Here is a 23668-nt window from a genome sequence, read left to right on the forward strand (position 1 = left end):
CTACAGGGGTCGTGCCATGAACATCCGTTGGGCCGCGTTGGCGGCCATCCTGCTGGTCGCCGCTGGCTGTGCCAGCACCTCCAAGGTCATGCTGGGGCGCGCCCGCGCGCCGATCGATCCGGCACTGGTGCAGATCTATTCGACGCCGCCGGCCGGCTCCCAGGAAATCGCCCAGCTGGAATCGGCGTCTGCCGTGGGCTTCGGCACGCAGGGCCAGACCGATGCAGCGGTGGCGCGCCTGAAGCGCGAGGCCGCAGCGCTGGGCGCCAATGGCGTGGTGCTGATGGGCGTGGGCAGCAGCGGCTCACCGGTGGGCATGTCGGTGGGTGCCGGCACGTTCGGCTCGCATGTCGGCGGTGGCGTCGGCATCGGTATTCCGACCACGCAGAAGCGCGCCGCCGGCGTGGCGATCTGGGTGCCGAACCCGGAACCCCCGGCACGACTGCCGACGCAGGTGATCACCCCGCAGCGGTGACGCGGCAGCATCACCGCGGGTAGTGCCGGCCGCTGGTCGGCAACCTCAGAAATCCTCCCGACGTCAGGGGAATGCCGGCCAGCGGCCGGCACTACCGGGGGGTGTTCAGCGCTTGTACTTCGGCACGAACACCTTGTTCACCGCGTCGGCCAGCTGGTCCGGCGGCAGCAGGCCCTGGTCGAGCAGGAAGTTGTTGAACGCCAGGCGGTCGAACTTCGCACCCAGTGCCAGCTCGGTCTGCATGCGCAGTTCCAGGATACGGGTGTAGCCGTAGAAGTAGCTGCCGGCCTGGCCCGGCATGCGCACCATGTAGCGGTCCAGTTCCTGGGTGGCCATCGCCTTGGACAGGCCGACCTGCTCCATCAGCACGCGCTCGCCGTTGGCGCGGTCGGTCAGGCCGAGGTTGAGCATCGGGTCGAGCATCGCGCGTGCGGCGCGCAGCAGGCGGAACTGCAGGGCGATCATCTGCCCGTCCAGCGGCTCGTACGGCACCATCTCGGCCTCGGCATACAGCGCCCAGCCTTCCACGTTCACCGAATTGAACGCGAACATGGTGCGTGCCAGCGACACGCCGCGCTCGACCATCGCGGTGAACTGCAGCTCGTGGCCGGGGCGGCCTTCATGCGCACTCAGCGTCCACGCCGCCGCACCGAAGTTGAAGTCGTCGTACTGTGCGCCCGGGCCCGCGGCCGGGTTGCCCAGCGGCAGCACGAAGGTGCCCTGCTGCCCGGTGTTGTTGACCAGCGGCGCAGGCAGGAAATGCGGGGCCGGGCTGGCCGCGCTCTCGGCGGCCGAACCCAGGCGCATCTGCATGGCGCGCTTGGGCACGTCGACGATGGCGTGCTCGCGGATCAGCGGATCGATCGCGTCGATCACCTTGCGGTAGTGGCCTTCCAGATGGTCGTCGGCGATCTTGTCGGCCTTCAGCGCGCGGATCACCGCCACCGGGTCGCTCGGGTCGGCCACCTTCAGGCCCTTCTCCTTCACCACCAGCGGCGCCAGCTGCTGCATCGCCGAGCGGGTTTCCATGAACTCCAGCTGCGCACGCTGCATCAGCAGCTTCGGGTCGATGTCGATGCCGACCTGCTTGAGCTGGTAGGCGTACAGCGGCGCCGGCAGCCGTGCGTCGGTGCGCGCCTTCGGCAGCACGGTCGAGCGCGTCCAGCTGGCGTAGTCCTTCATCTGCCCGGCCAGGGCCTTCATCGCTTCATCGGCGCCGGCGATCTGGTACTTCTTCAGCAGCGACTCGATGCCGCTGATGTAGGTCTCGACGTTGTCCAGCGACTGCTGCACTTCGATCTTCGTCGGCTGCAACAGGCTGCTGTCCTTCAAGCGCTCTTCGTAGCGCTGGCGGGCCAGCGTGGTGAACGCGGTGCCGCCCGGCTGCAGGCCGGCGTAAGCCTTGAGGCGGTCGATCGCCTTGGCCCGGCGCTCGGCCGGCACCTGGTCGGACAGCAGCAGGTTGAGGCCGCTGAACACCGTCTGCGGCGCGTCACTCCACGGCAGCAGGTACTTCTCGTTGAGCTCACTGCCTTCGATGTTCTGGTTGGCGGCGTGGATCATGATCTCCAGGTCCTGGCGGACGTTGGGATCCTGCTCGGTGGCCAGCTTCGCCTTCAGTTCGTCGCGGGCCTTGGCCATCGCGGCGCGGTAGCGCTTGCCGTTGTCCGCGCCGAGGTCGGCCACTTTGTCGTCGTAGCCGGGCACGCCGAAGAAGCCGGTTTCTTCCGGCTGGAACGGGCCCTGCGCATCGAGCAGGATCTGCGCCAGTGCGTTGCTGCGGGCGACCCAGGCCGGGCTGGCCGGTGTGGCGGCCTTGGCGGCGGGTGCCGCCAGCGCCGGCGGTGCGGACAGCAGCGGGGCGGCGGTCAGGGCCAGGGCAACGGCCAACGCGATCGGCTTCATGGTGCACTCCAGGACAGGGTTGCCCGCACCCTACGCGCTCAGCGCGGTGGCGACAATCGGCCGGAGGTCACAACGCTGCGGTCAGCGGGCATTCGCCGCGTTCGCGGCAGGCCTGCAGTTCGCATTCCTGCGCGGCCTCATCGTCATCCAGCGCAGTCAGGTCGAAGGTCTGCTTGTTCTCGCCCAGCACGTACATCACCGGGTAGTCCCACACGTCGTCACTGCGGGTGCCCTTCACGAACAACCGGCCGTGTGCGCGGGGGCCTTCCAGGGCCACGGTCAGGCCGACATCGCGCTGGCCGTTGAGCGCGGTCTGCATGCTGCCCAGCGGCATCGATTCGGCACGCAGCGGCTCGCCGAAGGCTTCCACCAGTTCGATGCTGCAGCCGGCGCGACGCATCGCCTCGCGCATCGGTGGGCTCTCGCGTGCCGCCTCACTCCAGCGCAGCACGCTCCAGGCCACCGTGCCACCGGCCCCGGCCAGCACCAGCAGCACGGCCACGGGCATCGCCCAGCGCCAGTGGCGGGACCACCAGCCGGCGGGCTTCGGGCCGTGGGTGGGAATCGGCGGCGGCAGTGTCATCGGCGGGCTCCTTCCCGTCTGTGTTTCAAGGCTTCAGGCAGCGCCCCAGGAAGGCTTCGGCCACACGGTAGCGATGCAGGGCATCGGCGCCGGACAGGCCATGCTTGGCACCCGGGTAGGTCATCAGCTCGAACGGCTGACCGCGCTTCTGCAGCGCGCTCATCAAGCTGGTCGAATTGGTGAACAGCACGTTGTCGTCCGCCATGCCGTGGATCAGCAGCAACGGCGAGCGCAGCCCATCGATGTGGGTCAGCACGCGCGCTTCACGGTAACCGGCGTCGTTGCGCGCCGGCAGGTCCATGTAGCGCTCGGTGTAATGGCTGTCGTACAGGCCCCAGTCGGTGACCGGGGCACCGGCCACGCCGCAGGCGTACTGGTTCGACGCCTTGGCCAGCAGCATCAGGGTCATGTAACCGCCGTTGGACCAGCCCTGCACGCCGATGCGCGCCGGGTCCACCCACGGCTGCTGCTTGAGCCAGGCCACGCCGTGCAGCTGGTCGGTCACTTCCACCGTGCCCTGCTTCCCGTACAGCGCACCACCGAAGTCGCGGCCACGGCGCGGGGTGCCGCGGTTGTCCAGCGAGAACACGACGTAGCCCTGCTGGGCCAGGTACTGGTTGAACAGATGGTCGCCACGGCCGGGCCAGCTGTCGGTGACGGTCTGGCTGGCCGGGCCGCCATAGACATACACCGCCACCGGGTAGCGCCTGGACGGATCGAAGCCGGCCGGCTTGATCAGGCTGTAGTGCAGTGGCGTCTTGCCGTCGGCGGCGGTGAGCGTGCCGAACTCGACCGGGCGCTGCGCGTCGCGGTAGCGCGCATACGGGTGCTTGGGATCGGCCAGGTTGTTTTCCACCAGTGTGGCGATCTTCTCGCCGTTGGCGCGGAACAGCTCGATCTGCGGCGGCGTGGTGCTGTTGGACCAGCTGTCGACATAGACGCTGGCATTGCGGGCGAACGTGGCGCTGTGCATGCCCGGCGCCTTCGACAGGCGCTGCGGCTCGCCGCCCTGCAGCGATACCGCGTAGATCTGGCTTTCGCGCGGGCTTTCGATGCCGGCGCGGAAGTAGGCCTTGCCGGCCGTCTCATCCACCGCCAGCAGCTCGTCCACCGGCCAGTTGCCGTGGGTCAGCGCGGTGGTCTTGCCGTTGCTGTCGATGCGGTACAGGTGCTGGAAGCCGGTGCGCTCGGACGACCACAGCACGCTGCCGTCTTCAAGGAAGCGCAGGCTGTTGTGCAGCGGTACCCAGGTCGGGCTGGTCTCGTGGGCGAGTACGCGCTGGCGGTTGGAGTCGAGTGCCACTTCCACCAGGTCCAGCTGCTTCTGGTCGCGCGACTGGCGCTGGAAGCTCAGGTGCTGCGCATCGCGCCAATCGACGCGGGCCAGGTAGATGTCCTGTTCCTTGCCCAGGTCGATCCAGCGCGGCTGCGCCTCGGCGGCCGGTGCGATCACGCCCAGCTGCACGCGCACGTTGGCGTCACCGGCAGCCGGGTAACGCTGTTCGATCACATCGGTGCGGTCGGCGTAGACCTCGTAGCGCTTCTGCACCGGCACCGGTGCCTCGTCGATGCGCGCGAACGCGATGGCCGAATCGTCCGGTGCCCACCAGTAACCGGTGTGGCGGTCCATCTCTTCATCGGCGACGAACTCGGCCACGCCGTTGCCGATGGTGGTGCTGCCGTCGCGGGTCAGCTGCAGCTGCTTTCCACTGGCCAGGTCGATCACCCACAGGTTGCGGCCGCGGATGAAGCTGACGAAGCCGCCCTTGGGCGACAGCTTGGCGTCGGTGGCGAAGCCCTCACCGTGGGTCAGCTGGCGCACGGCCGCCGCCCCCTGCTGCTTGAGGTCGTACAGGTACAGCTCGCCGCCCAACGGGAACAGCAGGCGCTGTGCGTCCGGCGACCACTGGTAATCGACGATGCCGGTCATCGCGGCGATGCGCTGGCGCTCGCGGCGCGCCTTTTCCTCATCGCTGAGGGTCTCGGTGCCGGGCAGCACCACCTTGGAATCAACCAGCAACCGGGTCTGGCCACTGCCGATGTCGTAGGTCCACAGATCCAGCTGGTTGCGATCGCTGTCCTTGCCGCGCAGGAAACTGACCTGCGAACCGTCCGGCGCCACCTTGGGCTTCATCAGGGTCGGGCCGGACAGCGGCAGCGGGCCGGTGATGGCCTCCAGGGTCAGCTTTTCGGCGTGGGCGGCGGTACTGGTGGCGAGCATGAGGGCAAGCGAAGCGAACAGGTGGCGCATGGAGGATCCCGGCAAACGGCAGGTCCGCCCGGCGGCGGGCGCGGGGCGGTCGTTCCCCCATCCTAACCAAGCCCGTGCAGGAAGGCAGCATGACCTTCTGCCCATGCTGCGGTGCTGGGGTCAGGGCCCTTTGCGTTGCAAAGGGATCCGACCCCGCGGCGGGTCAGCGCTGGCCGAACAGGTGCTTGCGCTCTTCGTCGCTGAGCGGCTTGCCGGCGTTCGGGTTCACCTGCTGGCGCAGCGCATAGGCGCGCTGGGTGGCCGGGCGCGCGGCGATGGCCTCGTGCCAGCGCTTGAGGTTCGGGAACGCGGCGAAGTCCACCGGCAGCTTGTCGTAGGCGCCGATCCACGGGTAGCTGGCCATGTCGGCGATGGTGTACTCGTCGCCGGCCAGGAAGGCGTGCTGGGCCAGGCGCTTGTCCATCACCCCGTGCAGGCGGCGCACTTCGTTGTCGTAGCGCTCGATGGCATAGGGAATTTTTTCTGGTGCGTACACGTTGAAGTGGCCCATCTGGCCACTCATCGGGCCCAGCCCGGCCATCTGCCAGAACAGCCATTCCAAGGTGGTCACGCGGCCGCGCGGGTCGCTGGGCAGGAAGCGGCCGGTCTTCTCGGCCAGGTACAGCAGGATCGCACCGGACTCGAACACGCTCTGCGGGGCACCGCCATCGGCCGGGGCGTGGTCGACGATGGCCGGCATCTTGTTGTTGGGCGAGATGGCCAGGAACTCTGGCTTGAACTGGTCACCCGAGCCGATGTTGACCGGGTGGATGCGGTACTCCAGGCCGGCTTCCTCCAACAGCAGGGTCACTTTGTGGCCGTTCGGGGTGGGCCAGTAATACAGGTCGATCATGGCGTCGGCTCGGGGTGCGGAAAGGAACCTGAAGTCTAGTGCGTGAGTTGGGTTGGCACCGTCATGGCGGGCCGGTAACCTCGCCTCTCCCCCGAAACGCAGCATCCCCCGCATGAGTGCAAACCGCCCGCCGCTCTCCCCGTTGTCCACGCTGATCTTCGCCTCGCGCTGGCTGCAGCTGCCGCTGTACCTGGGCCTGATCGTGGCGCAGTGCGTCTACGTGTTCCTGTTCGGCAAGGAACTGTGGCACCTGATCTCGCATTCCGCCTCGATGGGCGAGCAGCAGATCATGCTGATCGTGCTGGGCCTGATCGACGTGGTGATGATCTCCAACCTGCTGGTAATGGTGATCGTCGGCGGCTACGAGACCTTCGTCTCGCGCCTGCGCCTGGAAGGCCACCCGGACCAGCCGGAATGGCTGAGCCACGTCAATGCCAGCGTGCTGAAGGTGAAGCTGGCGATGGCGATCATCGGCATCTCCTCGATCCACCTGCTGAAGACCTTCATCGCCAGCGGTGCGCTGGGCGGTATCCCGCTGTGCACGCCGGAGCAGATGAGCGTGGCCGCCGCCAACATCGGTGTCGCCCGCTGCTCGATGCTGACCCAGGAAGGCGTGCTGTGGCAGACCATCATCCACTGCGTGTTCATCCTGTCGGCGATCGGCATCGCCTGGACCGACAAGCTGATGTCCAACGGCCACAGCAAGTCGCACGACAAGGCACACGACCACTGAGGTCGCCGCCGGCCACGACATGATCGCCGCGGCCCCACCCGGCCACCACCCCTTGTGCGGGGCGGTGGCCGGGATGCTAGATTGCATCCTCGCCGTTGCCGGCGGTGGCGTCGGGAAACGCCACCCTGCCGCGCCTGGACCACGGGTCCCGGCCATGCATATCAATGATTTACGTCACGTCGTCTTCTAAAGGGGAGCAGGATGTCGCACGTCTCAACGATCACCGCCGCGCGCCGGTGGCTGCCGGTTGCCTTGGCACTGGCGCTGGCCGCCTGCTCGGGCAAGGAAGAATCCGCAGCACCGGCTCCGGCCGCCGCCCCCACCGCCGCTGCACCGGCCGCACCGGTGGTCGCCGCCAAAGTGCAGTCGATGGGCACCGAGCAGCTGCGTGAGTCGGCCAGCCAGGCCCTGCGCGAGAACCGCATGTACGCGCCGGCCGGCGACAACGCCATCGAGTACTACCTCGCGCTGCGCGACAAGACCCCGGACGACGCCTCGGTGAAGAGCGCGCTGACCGACCTGCTGCCCTACACCCTGATCGCCGCCGAACAGCACCTGGGGCGCGAGGACTACACCGAAGCGCAGCGGCTGGTGGCGCTGATCGAGAAGGTGGATGCCTCCGCGCCGGCCCTGCCGCGCCTGAAGGACGGCCTGGCCAAGGGCGTGCAGAACGCGGCCAAGCGCACCGAGGCCGAAGCCGAGAAGGCCAAGAAGGACGCCGAGGACCGCAGCAAGCAGCAGACCGAACAGCAGCGCCTGGCCGAGCAGCGTGCCAAGGAAGCCGACGCGGCCAAGCAGATCGCTGCCCAGCAGGACGCCGCCCGTCGCGACAACGAGCGCCAGGAAGCCGAGCGCCAGGCCGCCGCGCGCCGCGAAGCCGAGCTGAAGCAGCAGCAGGCCGCCGCCCAGCAGGCCAGTGCCGCACGCCAGGCCGCGGCTCCAGCGGCCGCTGCGGCGCCGAACCTGCGCCCGGTCAGCACCCCGGCGCCGCGCTATCCGTCCGAGGCACTGCGTGCAGGCACCTCCGGCGAAGTGCTGGTGGAAATCACCGTCGGCACCGACGGCTCAGTGACCAACGCCCGCGTGCTGCGCGCAACACCGTCGCGCGTCTTCGATCGCGAAGCCATGAACGCGGTCAAGCGCTGGCGCTTCGAGCCGGTCAGCGCACCGGTCACCACCCGCCGTACCCTGGTATTCGCCCCGGGCGGCACCTGACCGCAAAAAGGGGACGGAGGGGATTAAGTCGTTTCCGCCCCCGCAATGAGGACACGGCCCGGCATGTCCGGGCCGTGTTCGTTTCAGGAGAGGCTGTCGATCAGGCGTTGCAGTGCCGGATCGCGCGCGGCCAGCACCTGGAACAGGCCCAGCGCATGCAGGCCCGGCAGCAGCCCACGCAGATCTGCTTCGGCGGTGGCGCGGGTGGCGTCATCGCTGGCGGGGTCCTGCCAGTCACGGACGCTGGCGAGGAAGGCGCCGACGCTGCCCTTGCGCACGGTGAGGCCGTTTACCTGTACTTCGTTCTGGTGGTCGGGAAGGATGTCCTGGGGCTGCATCGGGGCGGCTCGTGTTGAAATGGGCGCCCAGTGTGGCGCGCGCGGATCGGCGCTTCTGCCGTATAACTGCCAATGGATATGGCAGATCAGACACCGACCGGCTTGATTGATCCGGCATTGGCGGACGCCGACGACGGCCCCATCGTGCTGGCCGGCCAGCTGCGCGTGCCCGGGAGGCGGCGCACCGCCCGCCACCAACACCGGCGCGGTCAATTGCTGGGCGCCCATCAGGGCCTGTTGCGGATCGAAGCCGGGAATCTGCAGTGGCTGCTTCCGGCCGGGCACGTTGCCTGGATACCGCCGCTGCTGCCCCATGCGCTGCTCGGGGCAGACGGGTTCGATGGCTGGAGCCTGTACGTCCGCGCCGATGCCGGCCTGGATCTGCCCCCGCTGCCCCGTATTTTCCAACCCGATGCGCTGTTGCAGGCGGCGGTGACGCGCGCACTGCGCTGGCCGCATCAGGCACTGGACGCTGCGCAGGCACGCCTGGCCGGCGTCATCGCCGATGAGATCCGTGCCAGCACTCCCTTGCCATTTGCCCTGCCACAGCCGCGGGATCGCCGGTTGCGGCGGATCGCGGCGGCGCTGGCGCGTTCGCCGGACGACCTGCGCAGCGTCCAAGCGTGGGCAGCCGCCAGCGGACTGTCCAGCCGCAGCCTCGCCCGCCGTTGGCAGGCCGAAACAGGCATGGCCCTGGGCCAGTGGCGGCAGCGCCTGCGCGTGCTGCTGTCACTGCCACGCCTGCTGGCAGGCGAGCCGGTGATCAGCGTCGCCCTGTCGATGGGCTACGACACCCCCAGTTCCTTCATCAACGTGTTCAAGCGCGAGATGGGGGTAACGCCCGCGCGGTACGGAAAAGGGGACGGAGGGGATTAAGTCGCTTCTGACTCCTCCGATACGCCTGCGCGGCATTACCTGATGCCCTACGCCACGGTGCCGATGCCAGGCTGAGGCCCCCTTCGACCTGGGAATCCCATGCCCCGACAAGCGCGCCTGATGCTGGCCGGCCAGGCCTATCACGTGATCCAGCGCGGTGTGAACAAGGGTGCGATCTTTGTCGACGACATCGACCGGCAACTGTTCCTGCATCTGCTGCACAGCGCTTTCCTCAAGCACCGCGTCGCACTGCATGCCTACGTACTGATGGACAACCACATCCACCTGCTGGCCACGCCATCCACGCAGCGCGGGCTGGCCGATGCAATGCGCATGCAGGGCAACAACTATGTGCAGGCTTTCAACCAGCGGCACGGCCGCACCGGTCCCCTGTGGCAGGGCCGCTTCCATTCCTCGATGATCGACAGCGACGCTTACCTGCTCAGCGTATACCGCTACATCGAACGCAATCCCGTTCGTGCCGGCATTGCGGTCAGTGCTGAAGATCATCCGTGGTCCAGCGTGCACGGCAACCTTCAACGACGCGATGACCCCATGCTGACCCCGCATCCCGCATTCAGAGCGTTGGCCGCGACCGCTCGCAACAGGACGACGGTGTATGCGCGATTCCTGCGCGATGTGAATGCGTCCGCCGATCTGCCCGCAATCCGCAGTCATAGCGCCAAACAGCGTCCGTTGGGGGATGCTGCGTTCCTGCGGATGGTAGAGAAGATGCTCGGGCGGCCGGTGGCGATGCGAAGACAAGGCCGCCCGCGCAAGGAGGGGACGGGAGGGGCAGAAACGACTTAATCCCCTCCGTCCCCTTTTTTGGGGTCAACCGGAGATGGCCAGGCGCTCGTTGTGGTAGCGGCGCACGGCGGCGAACCACAGCACGGCGGCCAAGCCGAGGCTGGCGCCGAGGTAGATCGCCCAGACTGCGGGGGTGATGGTCTCGTGGCGGATCACCTTCAGCAGCATCTGGTTCTGCGACAGGAACGGCACGGCGTACTGCCACAGTTCGCTCTTCAGCGGATAGGCCACCAGTGCGTAGCCGGGCAGCATCGGCAGCAGCATCAGCCAGGTCATGTGGCTCTGCGCTTCCTTCATGCTCTTGGCCGCGGCCGACAGGAAGGTCAGCAGCGAGGTGCCGATCAGCAGCATCGGCAGCATCACCAGCAGCATCTGCAGCATCGAGCCGACGTTCATGTTGAACTGGCGGCCGATGTTGCCGGGTGCGATCTGCGCGCTCACCTTGAACGCGACCAGGGTCAGCAGCAGCGACACGAAACCGACCACGCAGGCGGCGGCGATCTTGCCGCTGACGATCGCGCTGCGCGAGCCCGGCGTGGCCAGCAGGGGTTCCAGCGACTGCCGCTCGCGCTCGCCGGCGGTGGCGTCCATCACCAGGTAGGCGCCACCGATGAACGAGGTCAGCGTCAGCAGTACCGGCAGCAGCATCGACAGGATCATGCCGCGCTTGGCCTCGGCACTGGCCAGGTCCTGGCGCGCCACGTCCAGCGGGCGTGCCACCTGTGCATCGATGCCGCGTGCCATCAGGCGCAAGGCACCGACCTGGCCGTTGTAGGTGGCCAGCGCCGCCTCCAGGCGTGCACTGGGTACCTCGGCCGCGCGACGCGTGCTGTCCTTGATCACCTCCACCAGCGCCGGCTTGCCCTCGGCCCAGTCCTTGCCGAAGTCCCCGCTGATGCGCAGCGCCACATCGATATCCTGGCTGCGGATGGCCTCGGCCAGGTCCTTCGGCGCCGGTGCGGCATTGAGGCCCTGTGCGGCGAGGAAGCGCACCAGGTTCGGCGCGTTCTCCGCGCCGATCGTCGGGATCTGCAACGGCTCCTCGATCTGGGTGCGCACCCGGCTCTCGGCCAGCTTGCCCATGCCCAGCAGCAGCACCGGGTACAGCAGCGGCCCGAACAGCAGGGTCAGCAGCAGCGTGCGGCGGTCACGCGACAGGTCGCGCAGTTCCTTGCGCATCACCGTCATCAGGGTCGACATCATGCTCATGCGTGCAGGCCCTCTTCGCTGCCGATCAGTTTCACGAACGCGTCCTCAAGATTGGCTTCACCGGCTTGTGCACGCAGTTCGTCGGCGCTGCCGGCGGCCATCACCGTGCCCTTGGCGATGATCACGATGTGGTCACACAACGCGCCCACCTCCTGCATGATGTGGCTGGACAGGATCACGCAGCGACCCTCTTCGCGCAGGCCCAGCAGGAAGCGGCGCAGCGCGCGCGTGGTCATCACGTCCAGGCCGTTGGTCGGTTCGTCGAGGATGACGTTGCGCGGATCGTGCACCAGCGCGCGGGCAATCGCGGTCTTGGTGCGCTGGCCCTGCGAGAAGCCATCGGTCTGCCGGTCGAGGATGTCGCCCATGTCCAGCGCGTGCGACAGCACCTCGATGCGTTCGCGGATGCGCTCGGCCGACAGGCCATGCAGCTCGCCGAAGTAGGCGATGTTCTCGCGCGCGGTCAGACGCTTGTAGACGCCGCGCGCATCGGGCAGTACGCCCAGGTGGCGACGTACCTCCACCGGATTGCCGGCGGCATCGATGCCATCGACGCTGATGCTGCCCTGGTCAGGGGTCATCAGCGTGTAGAGCATGCGCATGGTGGTGGTCTTGCCGGCACCGTTGGGGCCGAGCAGGCCGGTGATCTGCCCATCGCCGGCGCGGAAGCCGACGTTGGCGACCGCCTGGATGCGGCCCGTGCGGGTATCGAAGGCCTTGTGCAGGTTGTCGGCGACGATCATGGTTCCCATCCGTTGAACGAGGTGAACGCCGGCACGTAGCTCAGCGTGTCCAGGCAGCCGGCATCCAGCGCCTTGGCATCGGTCTTGTCGATGAACTGGCCGAGCAGCCGCGGCATGCAGCCGGCGGTCAACGTGCCATGGCCCTGGCCACGGGCGACCAGCGCACGGCCATTGGGCAGGCCCTTGAGCACCTGTGCGGCGTAGCGCGGGGGGGTCACCGGGTCCAGCTCACCGGACAGCAGCAGTGCCGGCACGTCGCTGCGCAGCGGCACGGCATCGGTTGCCGGCGCCGGACGGTGCGGCCACACCGGGCAGGCGGCGAAGAAGGCGCTGGCCACTTCGTTGCCGAACAGCCGCTCGGGGTCCTCGGCCGGCGCGTGGTAGCGCGGCGCATCCTCGCTGCAGATCACCGACCACTGCATGCCGCGGTTGATCTGGAAATCCATGCTGCGGTTCGCGCCGCGCGCCAGCGATGCCAACGGGGCATAACGACCGTGCGCGGCTTCATCCAGCACCAGTGGCAGCAGCGAGGAATACTGCGGCACGTAGGAGAAGGCGAAGGCCAGGCCGACCACGCTGTCCGGCGTCAGGACATCCTGCCGCGGTGCGTTGGTACCCGGGTCGCGATACTCGACCGAGACCGGTGCACGGCGCAGGGTGTCGACCACGCTGCGCAGCTGCGCGCGGGTGTCGGTCGGGAAACGCTTGCTGCACGCGGCATCCTTGCGGCACTGCGCCGACTGCAGGGCGATCGCATCCTCGAAGGTGGTCGCGAAGTCGCCACCGACCACCAGCTCGTTCGGTACCACGCCATCGATGACGATGCTGCGGGTGTGCTGCGGATAGGCCCCGGCATAGCGCTGGGCCACGCGGGTACCGTAGGAGCCGCCAACCAGGTTCAGCTGGTCCACACCGAGCGCCGCACGCACCGCATCCAGATCGGCGATCGCCTCGGTGGTGGTGTAGAAGCGCGCATCGGCACGCCCCTGCAGCGATGCGGCGCAGCGCTGGGCGTAGTCGCGCAGCGATGCCTCGGAAGGCGCGGCATCCTCGTCCATCTGCAGCGGCTTGCCATCTGCGCCCAGACAGCTGAGCGGGTTGGAGCCGCCGGTGCCGCGCTGGTCGATCAGGAACACGTCGCGCTGCTTGCGCACCTGGCGCAGTGCGGTATCGACGATGACCGCCACCTCGCTGGCCGCCTGGCCGGGGCCGCCGGCCAGGAAGAACACCGGGTCGGGCTGGCTGGCGCCGCTGCTGCCCGATTCCAGCCAGGCGATGCGCAGGCCGATCCGGCGGCCATCGGGCTGGGCCCGGTTCTCCGGCACCTGCAGGGTGGCGCACTGCGCCTCCACGTTGGCGCTGGCGCCTTCGGTGGACAACGTGCAGGGCTGGAAGTCGATCGTGCCGAAGCGGCGGCTGGGCGCATCGCTGGCGCTTCCGGCGGCGGCCGGCGGCGGTTGGCTGCACCCGGCAAGCATCAGGCTGGCCAGCATCCCGGCCAGCGCGAGGTGGTGTCTTTGCATCGTGCTCGTTTCCCCTGGAGGACGTTCCTGTCGACCACGACGGGCTGCCGCGGAAGATGTGACCCAACTTACACGGGCAGCGCGCCGACGGCGATGGGCAATGACGAATCCGCCGCCGACGGCGCGCAGACCTGGCAGTCCCGCGCTCGGCCTTGGCCCGTGCAGGGCGGCATCGGCGGCGGCCAGCAGCACCCCAAGGGCCAGTGTTCCGGCCCGACGGCGATGCGGGGTCTGAAAACGGCGAGCACGGCGACCGGCGCATGCGCACAATCCGCGGAAAACCCAAGGAGACGCCCATGCACGCGTGGTACCTCGGCGGCATCGACCACCGCCCTTTCCTGCACCGGTTCGAGATGAGCGACAGCGCGCTCGCCACGCTCGGCATCCAGCGTCGCTGGGCCGGCGCCAACGGCGGACATCCCTGCCGGATCAGCCTGAGCGACCCCGCGCTTGGCAGCGAGCTGCTCCTGCTGTCCCACGTCCACCTGCCGCTGCATTCGCCGTACCGCGCCGCCGGCCCGATCTTCGTGCAGCGCGGCGTGACCCGTTGCGTCCTGCCGCCGGGCGAGGTGCCCCCGTATGTGCAGCGCCGGATGATCTCGATGCGTGCCTATGACCACGCCGCGCTGATGTGCGGTGCCCAGGTCTGCGCGGGCACCGAGGTGGCCGACCACCTGGATGCACTGTTTGCCGACCCGTCGGTGGCGTTCGTGCAGCTGCACAACGCGGCGCATGGCTGTTTCTCGTGCCAGGCAGATCGGGTGGGTACCGGGACTGCGTCGCGTGATCTCCATGACGTGATCGATGCCACGCCGGTCACGTGACGTCCAGCGCATCCGTTCAGCCCTGCGTGAAGCCTGCGGGAAGGGCTTCACATGCGCAGTCACGGATCGGCACTGCGATGGTTCCGTCCCCTGCAGTGCGGCTCGATACTCGCCGTGGTGCCGCCGAAAGTCCGCCGCGCAGCGCAGCTCCTGCGGTCACCGTTCCCTTTCGACGACCACAAGGATGCGCCATGTCATTACGATCCACACCGCTGTTGCTGGCCACCTCGTTCGCCGCTGCGGGCCTGTGCCTGGCCGGCAGCGCGTTCGCCCACGGCACGATGACCACGCCGGTCAGCCGCGTCTATGCCTGCTTCCAGGGCAATCCCGAGAACCCGACCAACCCGGCCTGTGCCGCTGCAAAAGCGATTGGCGGTTCACAGGCGTTCTACGACTGGAACGGCATCAACCAGGCCAACGCCAACGGCAACCATCAGGCCGTGGTGCCCGACGGGAAGCTGTGCAGCGGCAACAACCCGACCTTCCGCGGCCTGGACGTGAACCGCAGTGACTGGCAGACCACGCCGATCCAGGCCGATGCCAATGGCAAGTTCACTTTCGTGTTCAAGGCGACCGCACCACACGCCACGCGCGACTGGCGCTTCTTCGTCACCCGCGAAGGCTGGCAGCCGAGAAGCCCGCTGCGCTGGGCCGACCTGCAGGAGTTCTGCACGCTGGGCAATACGCCGCTGTCGGCCGACGGCACCTACAAGCTTCAGTGCACGTTGCCGCAGCGCACCGGCCAGCATGTGATCTACAACACCTGGCAGCGCTCGGATTCGACCGAGGCGTTCTATACCTGCATGGACGTGCGCTTCCAGGGAGGCGGAGGGACCGCACCGGCACCGCAATGGCAGGACGCCGGCCCGGTCACCGCACGCAGTGAGCTGCCGGTTGGCACGACGCTGGCGCTGCGCGTGTTCAACGCCAACGGCAATGACGTCGAACGTGTGGAGGCCACCCTGGCCAGCGGCCAGACCGCACCCGCGCAGTGGCCGTTGGTGCTCGCCCGCAAGGTCAATGCCAGTGCCCAGCACGCGCGCGTGGGCGTGCTTGCCAATGGCGTGATCACGCCGACCGCCTCGGCCACCGACAACCGCGTGTACCTGAAGGACGGCAACCGCTTCCAGCTCGATACCCAGGTGCCCGACCCGGGTACACCGTCACCGGGCGGTGATTTCGACCACGTGTACCCGGCGGGCATCGGCAGCTATGTGCCGGGCCAGACCGTGGTGAAGGGCAGCGACGGCAAGCTGTACGCCTGCCGCCCGTTCCCGGAAGGTGCATGGTGCAACGTCAACGCCGAGGCGTACCGGCCGGGTGTGGGTGCGGCCTGGCGCGATGCATGGATTGCATACTGAGACCGGGTACAGGGAACGGTGGCAGAGCGCCGTTCCCTGCATAGCGTGAGACGCGCCAGCGTGTGAGTGGGAAGCCGTTCCCATATGCAACCACGCGATGCTTTTTTCAACGTAATCCGATGGATGCGGGCGGGCGGGATGTCGAGACTTCGCGGGGTTTCACCACCCACAGGAGATCTCCATGCATCTGTCACACCGGACCGTCATCGCGCTGTCTGTGATCGCAGGCATTGCCACCTCTGGCAGCGCGTTCGCCCACGGCACCCTGTCCAAACCCGCCAGCCGTGTCTATGCCTGTTACCAGGGCAATCCCGAAAATCCGACCAACCCCGCCTGCGCTGCCGCCAAGGCCATCGGTGGTGCGCAACCGTTCTATGACTGGGCCGGGATCAACCAGGCCGAGGCCCATGGCAACCACCAGGCCGTCGTGCCCGATGGCGAGTTGTGCAGCGGCGGCAACAGCAAATACCGCGGCCTGGATCTGAACCGCAGTGACTGGGAGACCTCGCCGATCCGAGCCGACGCCCGTGGCCGCTACACGTTCGAGTTCAAGGCGCCGGCCCCGCATGCCACCCGCGAGTGGAAGTTCTATGTCACCCGCGATGGCTGGCAACCGGGCAGCCCGCTGCGCTGGGCCGACCTGCAGGAATTCTGCACGCTGGGCAACGTGCCGGTCTCCGGTGACGTCTACAAGCTGGACTGCCCGCTACCCAAGCGCAGCGGCCAGCACATCATCTACAACACCTGGCAGCGCTCGGATTCGGGCGAGGCGTTCTATACCTGCGCAGACGTGCGCTTCGAGGGGGGCGGTGGTGTGACCCCGCCGCCGCAGTGGCAGGACGCGGGTCCGGTCACTGCCCGTGGTGCGCTGGACGTGGGCACCATCCTGACCCTGCGGGTCTTCAACGCCCAGGGCAACGATCTGGAAAGCCCGCAGATCACCCTTGCCGCCGGCCAGACCGCTGCGAACCAGTGGCCGCTGGCACTGGCCCACAAGGTCAATGGCACTGCGCAGCAGGCGCGCGTGGGGGTGATGAAGAACGGCGTGATCACGCCCGTCGCCTCGGCTACCGGGAACCGCGTCTATCTGAAGCCAGGCCACCTGTTCCAGCTCGATACCCGCGTGCCGGATCCGGTCGATCCGATCGATCCGCCGCCGGCTGACGACTACGACTTCGTATACCCCGCGGGTATCGGCAGCTACACGCCGGGCCAGACCGTGGTGAAGGGCACCGACGGCAAGCTGTATGCCTGCCGCCCGTTCCCGGAAGGCGCCTGGTGCAACATCAATGCAGAGGCCTACCGCCCGGGTACCGGCTCTGCCTGGCGTGATGCCTGGATCGAGTACTGAAGGCAGGGCACCGGGGGCGGCGTGGGGTCGCCTCCGGTTTCCAGGGTTGCCGGTCAGCGGCCGGCACTACCGGGGTTCATGCGGTTGCCGGCCAGCGGCCGGTACTACCGGGGTTCGTGGGGTTGCCGGCCAGCGGCCGGCACTACCAGGTTCGTGGGGTTGCCGGCCAGCGGCCGGCACCAGCCGGACTTACTTGCTGCTGACGTACTTCTCGCGGCGGATCTGCGGGTTGCCCAGGCCGGCGGCCTTCAGCAGCTCGGCGCAGGCATCCACCATGTCCGGGTTGCCGCACAGGTAGGCGATGTCCGTGGCCGGGTCCGGCGTGAAACCGGCCAGCGCCTGCTGCACGTAACCGTGCTGCACGTCCGGATGCGGATCGGCGGGCAGTTCGCGCGACAGGCATGGAACATAGCGGAAGTTCGGGTGTTTTTCGGCGAAGCTGTAGAAGTCCTCGCTGTACAGCAGCTCGCCCGGGCTGCGCGCGCCCTGCAGCAGCACGATCTGCGCACCACGTTCGGCCATGGCCTTTTCCAGCAGCGGCAGCATCGAGCGGTACGGGGTAACGCCGGTACCGGTGGCGATCAGCAGGTAGCGGGCATTGTGGTCACCGGCATTCAGGCAGAAGCGGCCGTAGGGGCCGGATGCACTGATCTGGCCGCCGTGCTCCAGCGCCTCGAACAGCGCGGTGGCGGCGCCACCGGGCACGAAGCTGACCGCGATATCCACCGCCTCGCCCGGGCCCAGTGCGTGGTCGTGAATGGTCGCCAGCGAGTAGCTGCGCTTGGTTTCGGTGCCATCGGCGTAGCTGAAATGGACCTGGATGAACTGGCCGGGCTGGAAATCCAGCGGCTGCCCATCGTCACGCACGAACTGGTAGTGGCCGACGGTCGGGGCCAGCATGCGGCGGCCGACCAGCTTGAGGGGGAATTGAACAGGCACGACTTTTCGGGACAGTGTGTAGCCGGGGCAAGCCCTCGGGGTCTTCTATAATAGCCCCTCCCCGCCCCTCTCCAGCGCCAGCCCATGGGCGCGAAGGCTTCGAGCTTGGCATCCCAGAACGATACGGCGCCCGCCCTGCGCGTGCGCGACCTGCGCAAGACCTACGACAACGGCACCCAGGCCCTGAAGGGGGTTTCCCTGGAAGTGGCCCCGGGCGACTTCTTCGCCCTGCTGGGCCCCAACGGTGCCGGCAAGTCGACCCTGATCGGCATCATCAGCTCCCTGGTCAACCTCAGCGAGGGCCAGGTGGAGGTGTTCGGCAGCGACCTGGTGCGCAACCGCAGCGCCACCATGCGCCTGATCGGGCTGGTGCCGCAGGAAATCAACTTCAACCTGTTCGAAAAGCCCTTCGACATCCTGGTGAACTACGCCGGCTTCTACGGCGTGCCGCGCGAGGAAGCGGAGCAGCGCGCCGAAGAGGAACTGAAGCGGGCCCACCTGTGGGAAAAGGCGCAGGTGATGAGCCGCACGCTGTCCGGCGGCATGAAGCGCCGGCTGATGATCGCCCGCGCAATGATGACCCGCCCACGCCTGCTGATCCTGGATGAGCCGACCGCCGGCGTGGACATCGAGATCCGCCGCGACATGTGGCGCGTGCTGAAGGAGATCAACGCTGCCGGCACCACGATCATCCTCACCACGCACTATCTGGAAGAAGCCGAGTACCTGTGCCGCCACCTCGCGATCATCAACCATGGCCAGATCGTCGAGCAGGGGCCGATGCGCACCCTGCTGGCCAAGCTGGACGTGGAGGGCTTCCTGCTGGACATCGACGGTGACCTGCCGGCGCAGCTGCCGGTGATCGAGGGCGCGACCCTGACCGCGCCGGACCCGCACACGCTGGACATCGACATGCCGCGCGCAATGGACCTCAACCGCGTGTTCGCCACGCTCAACGAGGCCGGTATCCGCGTGCGTTCGATGCGTACCAAGAGCAACCGCCTGGAGGAGCTGTTCGTGCGCCTCACCGGCAACCTGGAGAAGCCTGCATGAGCACCACCGAGCTGACCGACGGCCAGCGCAACCGCATCGCACTGATGACCATCGTGCGCCGCGAAGTCGCCCGCATCATGCGCATCTGGGGCCAGACCCTGGTGCCGCCGGCGATCACCATGACCCTGTACTTCCTGATCTTCGGCAACCTGATCGGGTCGCGCGTGGGTGACATGGGCGGCTACACGTACATGCAGTTCATCGTGCCGGGCCTGGTGATGATGAGCGTGATCCAGAACAGCTACGGCAACATCAGTTCCTCGTTCTTCGGTGCCAAGTTCGGCCGCCACGTGGAAGAGCTGCTGGTCAGCCCGATGCCGAACTGGGTGATCCTGTGGGGCTACGTGGCCGGCGCCGTGCTGCGCGGCCTGATGGTGGGCGTGATCGTGCTGATCATCGCGATGTTCTTCACCCCGGTGCGCATTCCGCACCCGCTGGTGATGCTGACCACGGTGATCCTGGGCGCGACGATCTTCTCGCTGGCCGGTTTCATCAATGCGGTGTATGCGAAGAAGTTCGACGACGTGGCGATCGTGCCGACCTTCATCCTGACCCCGCTGACCTACCTGGGTGGCGTGTTCTATTCGGTGAAGCTGCTGCCGGGCTGGGCCGAAGCGGCCACGCACGCGAACCCGATCTTCTACATGGTCAATGCGTTCCGCTATGGCCTGCTGGGCAGCAGCGATGTGCCGCTGCCGGTGGCCTATGGGTTGATGATCGGCTTCGTGGTGGCGCTGACGGCGCTGGCGTTGTGGCTGCTGCGCCGTGGCGTGGGCATGCGCAGCTAAGGGTGGCCTGCAGGGCCTGTGGCCCTGCACCCGCCGAATCAACGTCAACTTCAACGGCAACGGCAACGGCAAAAGCTGACTATCCGGGGGATGGCAAATTCCGGCGATCTGCCGGGATGTCGTTCTCCGCTGCTGCTGGTAGGTGTCGACCTTGGTCGACACGATGGATCGACGCCATGCGTGGATGGAGCTTTCACGGCAAAGCCGATGTTCCGCTTTTCTCGTTCGGGATTGCAGCTAGGCTGTGGCGATGAAGATCACTTCCATTGCGCTGGACAAAGCCGTGTCGGACGGCCCCATTGATGCCTTCAGCCATGCGTTGCTGGGCGATTCACCCACGCTGGATGAGGTGCTGGAATACCTGGCCTCGCGGCACGCGGCTGATCCCCGGTATCGCTACCTGTGCACGCTCGATGATGCCGGCCAGTGCCGCTACACCAGCATGCACGCGTCAGACGACGCGCGCATCGCGCTCTACGAGGACGAAGACCCGGCGACCCCCGACGATGCGTTGGCGGCACGCGGGCGGTTGCTGGCGCATGTGGTCGCGCAGCTTGAGCATTCGACGCATCGGCTGGAATGGAGCACGCTGGCGGGCACGCTGATGTGCAATGACGCAGACATCGAGGCATTGGTCGCGGCCAATGCCGCACCGGATCTCATCGTCGACGAGGTGGTCTGCGTGCAACAGGTGCCCGTGGATCGTGACGACCTGCTGATCGCCGCCCTGCCCAACGGCTACTTCAGCGCGGACTGGAACATCTTCCAGAACCACGCCCTGATCCGGCACCTGCAAGAGCACCACGACTACCGCCTGTTCGGGCTTGGCGCATCGTGGCTGGGCTTCCAGCGTGACAGCGCGCCGTCGCCTGCGGAAGCGGACGCTCTGGTCGCGGACCTGCAGCGCGTCTACGCTGCCGGAACGCACGACACCTGGTCACAACTGGCTGCAACGCTGTCCTCCCGCACCACGCTTCTATTGGGATACACCGAAGGCTTCAGCGAACAGCTGCCCTGAGCGCGGTTCTACACGCGCTCGCGCAGCGAGCGACCCGCTTCCGCTCCTGATCTGTTTTCCGTGGTGGCCGCACCCGGCCAACCCCGCTGAACCGTGCTTTCCGCGAACCACCACGAGGGGCACCGCCGTTGGCCGCGATCTCCGGCACAATCGAAATCCTGATTCCCCAGAACACGGTGAACGTGCAATGCGCATCCTGATCCTCGGCGCCGGCGGTACCGGCGGTTACTTCGGTGGTCGCCTGGCCCAGGCCGGTGTGGACGTGACCTTCCTCGTGCGCCCCGCGCGCGCCGCCCAGCTGGATCGCGACGGCCTGGTCATCCGCAGCCCGCTCGGCGATGCCAGCTTCCCCGTGCAGCATGTCACCGCTGATGCACTGCCCGCATTGGCCGCGCAGAAGCCGTTCGACCTGGTCATCCTCAGCTGCAAGGCCTACGACCTGGACAGCTCGATCGACGCCATTGCCCCGGCCGTGGGCGCAGGCACCACCGTGCTGCCGATCCTCAACGGCCTGCATCACTACAACGCACTGGACGCGCGCTTCGGCCGCGACGCCGTGCTTGGCGGCCTGTGCTTCATCAGCGCCACCAAGGCCCCCGACGGTGCGGTGCTGCACCTGGGCAAACCGGCCAAGCTCACCTTCGGCGAGCGCGACGGCGGCCTGGCTTCGACGCGCGTGCGCGCCTTCGCTGCGGTCTGCGCGCAGGCCCATCTTGATCACCTGGCCAGCGAACACATCGGCCAGGAACAATGGATCAAGTACACCTTCCTTACCGCGCTGGCGGCGGCGACCTGCCTGCTGCGCGCCGACATCGGCACCATCGTTGCCACCGATGATGGCGAGGCGATCGTGCGCGGCCTGTACGACGAATGCCTGGCCGTGGCCGAAGCCGCCGGTGAACCGGTTCCCGAGGCCGCGCAGGACACCGCGCGCGGCACCCTGACCCAGGCCGGCTCGGCACTGAAGGCATCGATGCTGCGTGACCTGGAAGCCGGCCAACAGGTGGAGGCCGAACAGATCGTCGGCGACATGCTGGCCCGCGCGCGCAAGGCCGACCAGGAAGCCCTGCTGCTGCAGGTCGCCTACAGCAGCCTGCAGGCCTACCAGGCACTGCGCGGCGCGTGAGCTTCATCTCCGCCGCCAGTGCATTGCCCTCGCGGGTGCTGATCCTCGGGCTGGGCTGGAGTGGCTGTGCGCTGGCCCGACATCTGCAGGCATTGGGCGCACACGTCGCCGGCACGGTACGCGATCCAGCATCGGCACCACGCGATGGTCTGCGTCGCCATCCGCTGGCTGCCGATGCCACGCCATCGCCCGCCCTGCTCGATGAGATCGCACAGGCCGAGGCCGTGCTGTGCAGCGTGCCACCCGATGCCGATGGCGATCCTGCACTGCGCCTGCTGTTGCCCGCGCTGCGGGCCAGCCCGGCATTGCGCTGGGTGGGCTATCTGTCGTCCACTTCGGTGTATGCCGACCGCGCCGGCGGCTGGGTCGACGAGCGCAGCGCAGCCGATGCCACTGAAGCAGCCGGCGTGCAGCGCCTGCGGGCCGAAGCGCAATGGCGTGCGCTTGCAGGAGAACGCGGCATCGCATCGGCAGTGTTCCGCCTGCCCGGCCTGTACGGGCCGGGGCGCAATGCGCTGCTGCAGCTGGCGCAGGGACGTGCCCGCCACGTAGTGCGTCCCGGGCTGCTATTCAACCGGCTGCACGTGGATGACCTGGTGACGGTCGTTATCGCGTCGATGCAGCGGCCGTGCGTGGATGGCCTGTATCTGCCGGCCGATGACGAGCCGGCACCGCCGCAGGAGGTACTGGCCTTCGCCGCGCAGCTGGGCGGGTTTGCGATGCCACCTGCCGTGGCATGGGACGACCCTGCACTCAGCCCGACCCTGCGACGCTTCTACCAGAGCAACAAGCGCATCGACAGCCGTGGCACGCGTGAAGCACTGGCGTGGGCGCCGCGGTTCCCCAGCTACCGTGAGGGCCTGCGCGACCTGCTCCGGTAGTGCCGGGCAGGCGGAAGAACGTACGCGTCGCGGCCGTTGCATTCGCGGCGGTAACTGCCACGTCCTCGCCACGGTCACGCGCCAGTTCTTCCACGATGTGCGAGAGAAACATCGGTTCGTTGCGGCGGTCCTTCGGCATCGGCTTCAGCGTGCGCGGCAGCAGGTACGGTGCGTCGGTCTCGATCATCAGGCGGTTGGCCGGGATGTTCTTCACCAGTTCGCGCAGGTGCGCGCCACGGCGCTCGTCGCACAGCCAGCCGGTGATGCCGATGTACCAGTCCTGGTCCAGGTAGTCGAACAGCTCGTCACGCTCACCGGTGAAGCAATGCACCACCGCCGGGCCGATGCGGCCTTCGAAGTTCTTCATCTGTGCCATGAAATCGGCATGCGCATCGCGCTGGTGCAGGAACAGGGGCTTGCCATTGTCCGCGGCCAGCTGCAGCTGGCGCTCGAACGCGCGGTGCTGGGCCGGGCGCGGCGAGAAATCGCGGAAGTAGTCCAGCCCGCACTCCCCCACCGCCACTACTTCCGGGTGGGCATGCAGCGCGCGCATTTCGGCATCGCATTCCTCGGTGTATTCCACCGCGTGGTGCGGGTGCACGCCGGCGGTGGCGTACAGGAAGCCGGGGTGCTGCTGGGCCAACTGCAGGGCCAGTGGCGAGTGCTCGCGGCTGGCACCGGTGATGACCATCTGCACCACGCCGGCCTGGCGCGCGCGGTCCAGCACGGCATCGCGGTCGCGGTCGAAGGAGTCGTGGGTCAGGTTGGCGCCGATATCGATCAGGTGCATGGTCATCGCGGGGGAAAAGTGCC

Annotated in this window: 22 protein-coding genes and 1 pseudogene; 13 read left to right on the forward strand and 10 right to left on the reverse strand. The window is 67.7% G+C overall.

Annotation, left to right across the window (positions count from 1 at the left end):
• Window positions 1–16: 16 nt before the first annotated feature.
• The gene (locus AC5P56_RS03210) at window positions 17–475 is read left to right on the forward strand and encodes a hypothetical protein (protein ID WP_005420187.1); all 459 of its coding nucleotides are present in this window, start codon (window positions 17–19) and stop codon (window positions 473–475) included.
• A gap of 105 nt (window positions 476–580) precedes the next feature.
• Here AC5P56_RS03210 and AC5P56_RS03215 read toward each other — a convergent pair whose 3' ends face one another.
• From AC5P56_RS03215 to AC5P56_RS03230, 4 genes are all read right to left on the reverse strand, one after another.
• Window positions 581–2380, reverse strand: a complete 1800-nt coding sequence (locus AC5P56_RS03215) for a DUF885 domain-containing protein (protein ID WP_046433089.1) — start codon at window positions 2378–2380, stop codon at window positions 581–583.
• A gap of 67 nt (window positions 2381–2447) precedes the next feature.
• The gene (locus AC5P56_RS03220) at window positions 2448–2963 is read right to left on the reverse strand and encodes a cytochrome c oxidase assembly factor Coa1 family protein (protein ID WP_049442038.1); all 516 of its coding nucleotides are present in this window, start codon (window positions 2961–2963) and stop codon (window positions 2448–2450) included.
• Between the two features lie 25 nt (window positions 2964–2988).
• Window positions 2989–5214, reverse strand: a complete 2226-nt coding sequence (locus AC5P56_RS03225; RefSeq protein ID WP_329768103.1) for a S9 family peptidase — start codon at window positions 5212–5214, stop codon at window positions 2989–2991.
• A 163-nt stretch (window positions 5215–5377) separates the two neighbouring features.
• Entirely contained in the window at window positions 5378–6067 is a 690-nt protein-coding gene (locus tag AC5P56_RS03230) for a glutathione binding-like protein (protein ID WP_014648797.1), read from the reverse strand.
• A 112-nt stretch (window positions 6068–6179) separates the two neighbouring features.
• On the opposite strand from AC5P56_RS03230, the gene AC5P56_RS03235 reads away from it, so the two are divergent.
• Both AC5P56_RS03235 and AC5P56_RS03240 read left to right on the forward strand, forming a co-directional pair.
• A complete protein-coding gene (locus AC5P56_RS03235; protein ID WP_041863948.1) occupies window positions 6180–6800 on the forward strand; it encodes a TIGR00645 family protein in 621 nt (206 codons plus the stop codon).
• Between the two features lie 201 nt (window positions 6801–7001).
• On the forward strand, window positions 7002–8015 hold the full coding sequence (locus AC5P56_RS03240; protein ID WP_014648799.1) for an energy transducer TonB: 1014 nt from the start codon (window positions 7002–7004) through the stop codon (window positions 8013–8015).
• Between the two features lie 83 nt (window positions 8016–8098).
• Here AC5P56_RS03240 and AC5P56_RS03245 read toward each other — a convergent pair whose 3' ends face one another.
• Complete coding sequence (locus AC5P56_RS03245) at window positions 8099–8353, reverse strand: hypothetical protein (RefSeq protein WP_049442042.1); 255 nt, start codon at window positions 8351–8353, stop codon at window positions 8099–8101.
• 78 nt (window positions 8354–8431) lie between these two features.
• Here AC5P56_RS03245 and AC5P56_RS03250 point away from each other — a divergent pair, with 78 nt between their 5' ends.
• Window positions 8432–9229: an AraC family transcriptional regulator gene (locus AC5P56_RS03250; RefSeq protein ID WP_495231459.1), complete on the forward strand. Its 798-nt coding sequence runs from the start codon at window positions 8432–8434 to the stop codon at window positions 9227–9229.
• A 99-nt stretch (window positions 9230–9328) separates the two neighbouring features.
• Window positions 9329–10039, forward strand: a complete 711-nt coding sequence (locus tag AC5P56_RS03255) for a transposase (RefSeq protein ID WP_111206070.1) — start codon at window positions 9329–9331, stop codon at window positions 10037–10039.
• A gap of 24 nt (window positions 10040–10063) precedes the next feature.
• On the opposite strand, the gene AC5P56_RS03260 is transcribed toward AC5P56_RS03255, so the two are convergent.
• From AC5P56_RS03260 to AC5P56_RS03270, 3 genes are read right to left on the reverse strand one after another with little or no spacing between them, the layout of a single operon-like run.
• Window positions 10064–11248 (reverse strand): ABC transporter permease, encoded by a 1185-nt coding sequence (locus AC5P56_RS03260; RefSeq protein WP_053496393.1) that lies wholly within the window; start codon window positions 11246–11248, stop codon window positions 10064–10066.
• Window positions 11245–11991, reverse strand: a complete 747-nt coding sequence (locus AC5P56_RS03265; protein ID WP_049442045.1) for an ABC transporter ATP-binding protein — start codon at window positions 11989–11991, stop codon at window positions 11245–11247. Before AC5P56_RS03265 ends, AC5P56_RS03260 begins: the two co-directional genes overlap by 4 nt.
• The gene (locus AC5P56_RS03270) at window positions 11988–13514 is read right to left on the reverse strand and encodes an alpha/beta hydrolase (protein ID WP_041863953.1); all 1527 of its coding nucleotides are present in this window, start codon (window positions 13512–13514) and stop codon (window positions 11988–11990) included. The genes AC5P56_RS03265 and AC5P56_RS03270 overlap by 4 nt, the downstream gene beginning before the upstream one ends.
• A gap of 296 nt (window positions 13515–13810) precedes the next feature.
• Between AC5P56_RS03270 and AC5P56_RS03275 the strand changes: the two genes are divergently transcribed.
• The 3 genes from AC5P56_RS03275 (at window position 13811) to AC5P56_RS03285 (ending at window position 17050) form a co-directional block, all read left to right on the forward strand.
• On the forward strand, window positions 13811–14338 hold the full coding sequence (locus AC5P56_RS03275; RefSeq protein ID WP_495231467.1) for a DUF1203 domain-containing protein: 528 nt from the start codon (window positions 13811–13813) through the stop codon (window positions 14336–14338).
• A 191-nt stretch (window positions 14339–14529) separates the two neighbouring features.
• Window positions 14530–15699: a lytic polysaccharide monooxygenase gene (locus AC5P56_RS03280; protein WP_288495407.1), complete on the forward strand. Its 1170-nt coding sequence runs from the start codon at window positions 14530–14532 to the stop codon at window positions 15697–15699.
• A gap of 181 nt (window positions 15700–15880) precedes the next feature.
• The gene (locus AC5P56_RS03285) at window positions 15881–17050 is read left to right on the forward strand and encodes a lytic polysaccharide monooxygenase (protein ID WP_014648808.1); all 1170 of its coding nucleotides are present in this window, start codon (window positions 15881–15883) and stop codon (window positions 17048–17050) included.
• Between the two features lie 189 nt (window positions 17051–17239).
• Here AC5P56_RS03285 and AC5P56_RS03290 read toward each other — a convergent pair whose 3' ends face one another.
• Window positions 17240–17989, reverse strand: a complete 750-nt coding sequence (locus AC5P56_RS03290; protein ID WP_080355826.1) for a ferredoxin--NADP reductase — start codon at window positions 17987–17989, stop codon at window positions 17240–17242.
• 84 nt (window positions 17990–18073) lie between these two features.
• On the opposite strand from AC5P56_RS03290, the gene AC5P56_RS03295 reads away from it, so the two are divergent.
• The 5 genes from AC5P56_RS03295 to AC5P56_RS03315 all read left to right on the forward strand — a co-directional run bounded on the left by AC5P56_RS03295 (window position 18074) and on the right by AC5P56_RS03315 (window position 22855).
• Window positions 18074–19042 carry an ABC transporter ATP-binding protein gene (locus AC5P56_RS03295; RefSeq protein ID WP_005411567.1) on the forward strand — a complete coding sequence of 323 codons (969 nt, stop codon included), beginning with the start codon at window positions 18074–18076 and terminating at the stop codon, window positions 19040–19042.
• The gene (locus AC5P56_RS03300) at window positions 19039–19830 is read left to right on the forward strand and encodes an ABC transporter permease (protein WP_014038898.1); all 792 of its coding nucleotides are present in this window, start codon (window positions 19039–19041) and stop codon (window positions 19828–19830) included. Before AC5P56_RS03295 ends, AC5P56_RS03300 begins: the two co-directional genes overlap by 4 nt.
• 250 nt (window positions 19831–20080) lie before the next feature.
• On the forward strand, window positions 20081–20848 hold the full coding sequence (locus AC5P56_RS03305) for a hypothetical protein (RefSeq protein WP_227864345.1): 768 nt from the start codon (window positions 20081–20083) through the stop codon (window positions 20846–20848).
• A gap of 187 nt (window positions 20849–21035) precedes the next feature.
• A complete protein-coding gene (gene panE / locus AC5P56_RS03310) occupies window positions 21036–21974 on the forward strand; it encodes a 2-dehydropantoate 2-reductase (protein WP_053496507.1) in 939 nt (312 codons plus the stop codon).
• Window positions 21971–22855 (forward strand): Rossmann-fold NAD(P)-binding domain-containing protein, encoded by an 885-nt coding sequence (locus AC5P56_RS03315; RefSeq protein ID WP_495231460.1) that lies wholly within the window; start codon window positions 21971–21973, stop codon window positions 22853–22855. The genes panE and AC5P56_RS03315 overlap by 4 nt, the downstream gene beginning before the upstream one ends.
• Here AC5P56_RS03315 and AC5P56_RS03320 read toward each other — a convergent pair.
• Window positions 22842–23645 (reverse strand): annotated as a pseudogene (locus AC5P56_RS03320) (TatD family hydrolase); the annotation flags it as partial. The gene AC5P56_RS03315 and the pseudogene AC5P56_RS03320 sit on opposite strands and share 14 nt — an antisense overlap.
• Window positions 23646–23668 lie beyond the last annotated feature (23 nt).

The organism is Stenotrophomonas sp. YJH_SMC_131 (genome assembly GCF_059367975.1).

Excerpts from the sequence above, each read along its gene's own strand:
- AC5P56_RS03250 (WP_495231459.1), top strand. The coding sequence starts at position 8,432 with ATGGCAGATCAGACACCGACCGGCTTGATTGATCCGGCATTGGCGGAC.
- AC5P56_RS03280 (WP_288495407.1), top strand. The coding sequence starts at position 14,530 with ATGTCATTACGATCCACACCGCTGTTGCTGGCCACCTCGTTCGCCGCT.
- AC5P56_RS03245 (WP_049442042.1), bottom strand. The coding sequence starts at position 8,353 with ATGCAGCCCCAGGACATCCTTCCCGACCACCAGAACGAAGTACAGGTA.
- AC5P56_RS03300 (WP_014038898.1), top strand. The coding sequence starts at position 19,039 with ATGAGCACCACCGAGCTGACCGACGGCCAGCGCAACCGCATCGCACTG.
- AC5P56_RS03215 (WP_046433089.1), bottom strand. The coding sequence starts at position 2,380 with ATGAAGCCGATCGCGTTGGCCGTTGCCCTGGCCCTGACCGCCGCCCCG.
- AC5P56_RS03235 (WP_041863948.1), top strand. The coding sequence starts at position 6,180 with ATGAGTGCAAACCGCCCGCCGCTCTCCCCGTTGTCCACGCTGATCTTC.
- AC5P56_RS03285 (WP_014648808.1), top strand. The coding sequence starts at position 15,881 with ATGCATCTGTCACACCGGACCGTCATCGCGCTGTCTGTGATCGCAGGC.
- AC5P56_RS03220 (WP_049442038.1), bottom strand. The coding sequence starts at position 2,963 with ATGACACTGCCGCCGCCGATTCCCACCCACGGCCCGAAGCCCGCCGGC.
- AC5P56_RS03305 (WP_227864345.1), top strand. The coding sequence starts at position 20,081 with ATGAAGATCACTTCCATTGCGCTGGACAAAGCCGTGTCGGACGGCCCC.
- AC5P56_RS03230 (WP_014648797.1), bottom strand. The coding sequence starts at position 6,067 with ATGATCGACCTGTATTACTGGCCCACCCCGAACGGCCACAAAGTGACC.
- AC5P56_RS03295 (WP_005411567.1), top strand. The coding sequence starts at position 18,074 with ATGGGCGCGAAGGCTTCGAGCTTGGCATCCCAGAACGATACGGCGCCC.
- AC5P56_RS03265 (WP_049442045.1), bottom strand. The coding sequence starts at position 11,991 with ATGATCGTCGCCGACAACCTGCACAAGGCCTTCGATACCCGCACGGGC.
- AC5P56_RS03260 (WP_053496393.1), bottom strand. The coding sequence starts at position 11,248 with ATGAGCATGATGTCGACCCTGATGACGGTGATGCGCAAGGAACTGCGC.
- AC5P56_RS03225 (WP_329768103.1), bottom strand. The coding sequence starts at position 5,214 with ATGCGCCACCTGTTCGCTTCGCTTGCCCTCATGCTCGCCACCAGTACC.
- AC5P56_RS03255 (WP_111206070.1), top strand. The coding sequence starts at position 9,329 with ATGCCCCGACAAGCGCGCCTGATGCTGGCCGGCCAGGCCTATCACGTG.
- AC5P56_RS03210 (WP_005420187.1), top strand. The coding sequence starts at position 17 with ATGAACATCCGTTGGGCCGCGTTGGCGGCCATCCTGCTGGTCGCCGCT.
- AC5P56_RS03275 (WP_495231467.1), top strand. The coding sequence starts at position 13,811 with ATGCACGCGTGGTACCTCGGCGGCATCGACCACCGCCCTTTCCTGCAC.
- AC5P56_RS03240 (WP_014648799.1), top strand. The coding sequence starts at position 7,002 with ATGTCGCACGTCTCAACGATCACCGCCGCGCGCCGGTGGCTGCCGGTT.
- panE (WP_053496507.1), top strand. The coding sequence starts at position 21,036 with ATGCGCATCCTGATCCTCGGCGCCGGCGGTACCGGCGGTTACTTCGGT.
- AC5P56_RS03270 (WP_041863953.1), bottom strand. The coding sequence starts at position 13,514 with ATGCAAAGACACCACCTCGCGCTGGCCGGGATGCTGGCCAGCCTGATG.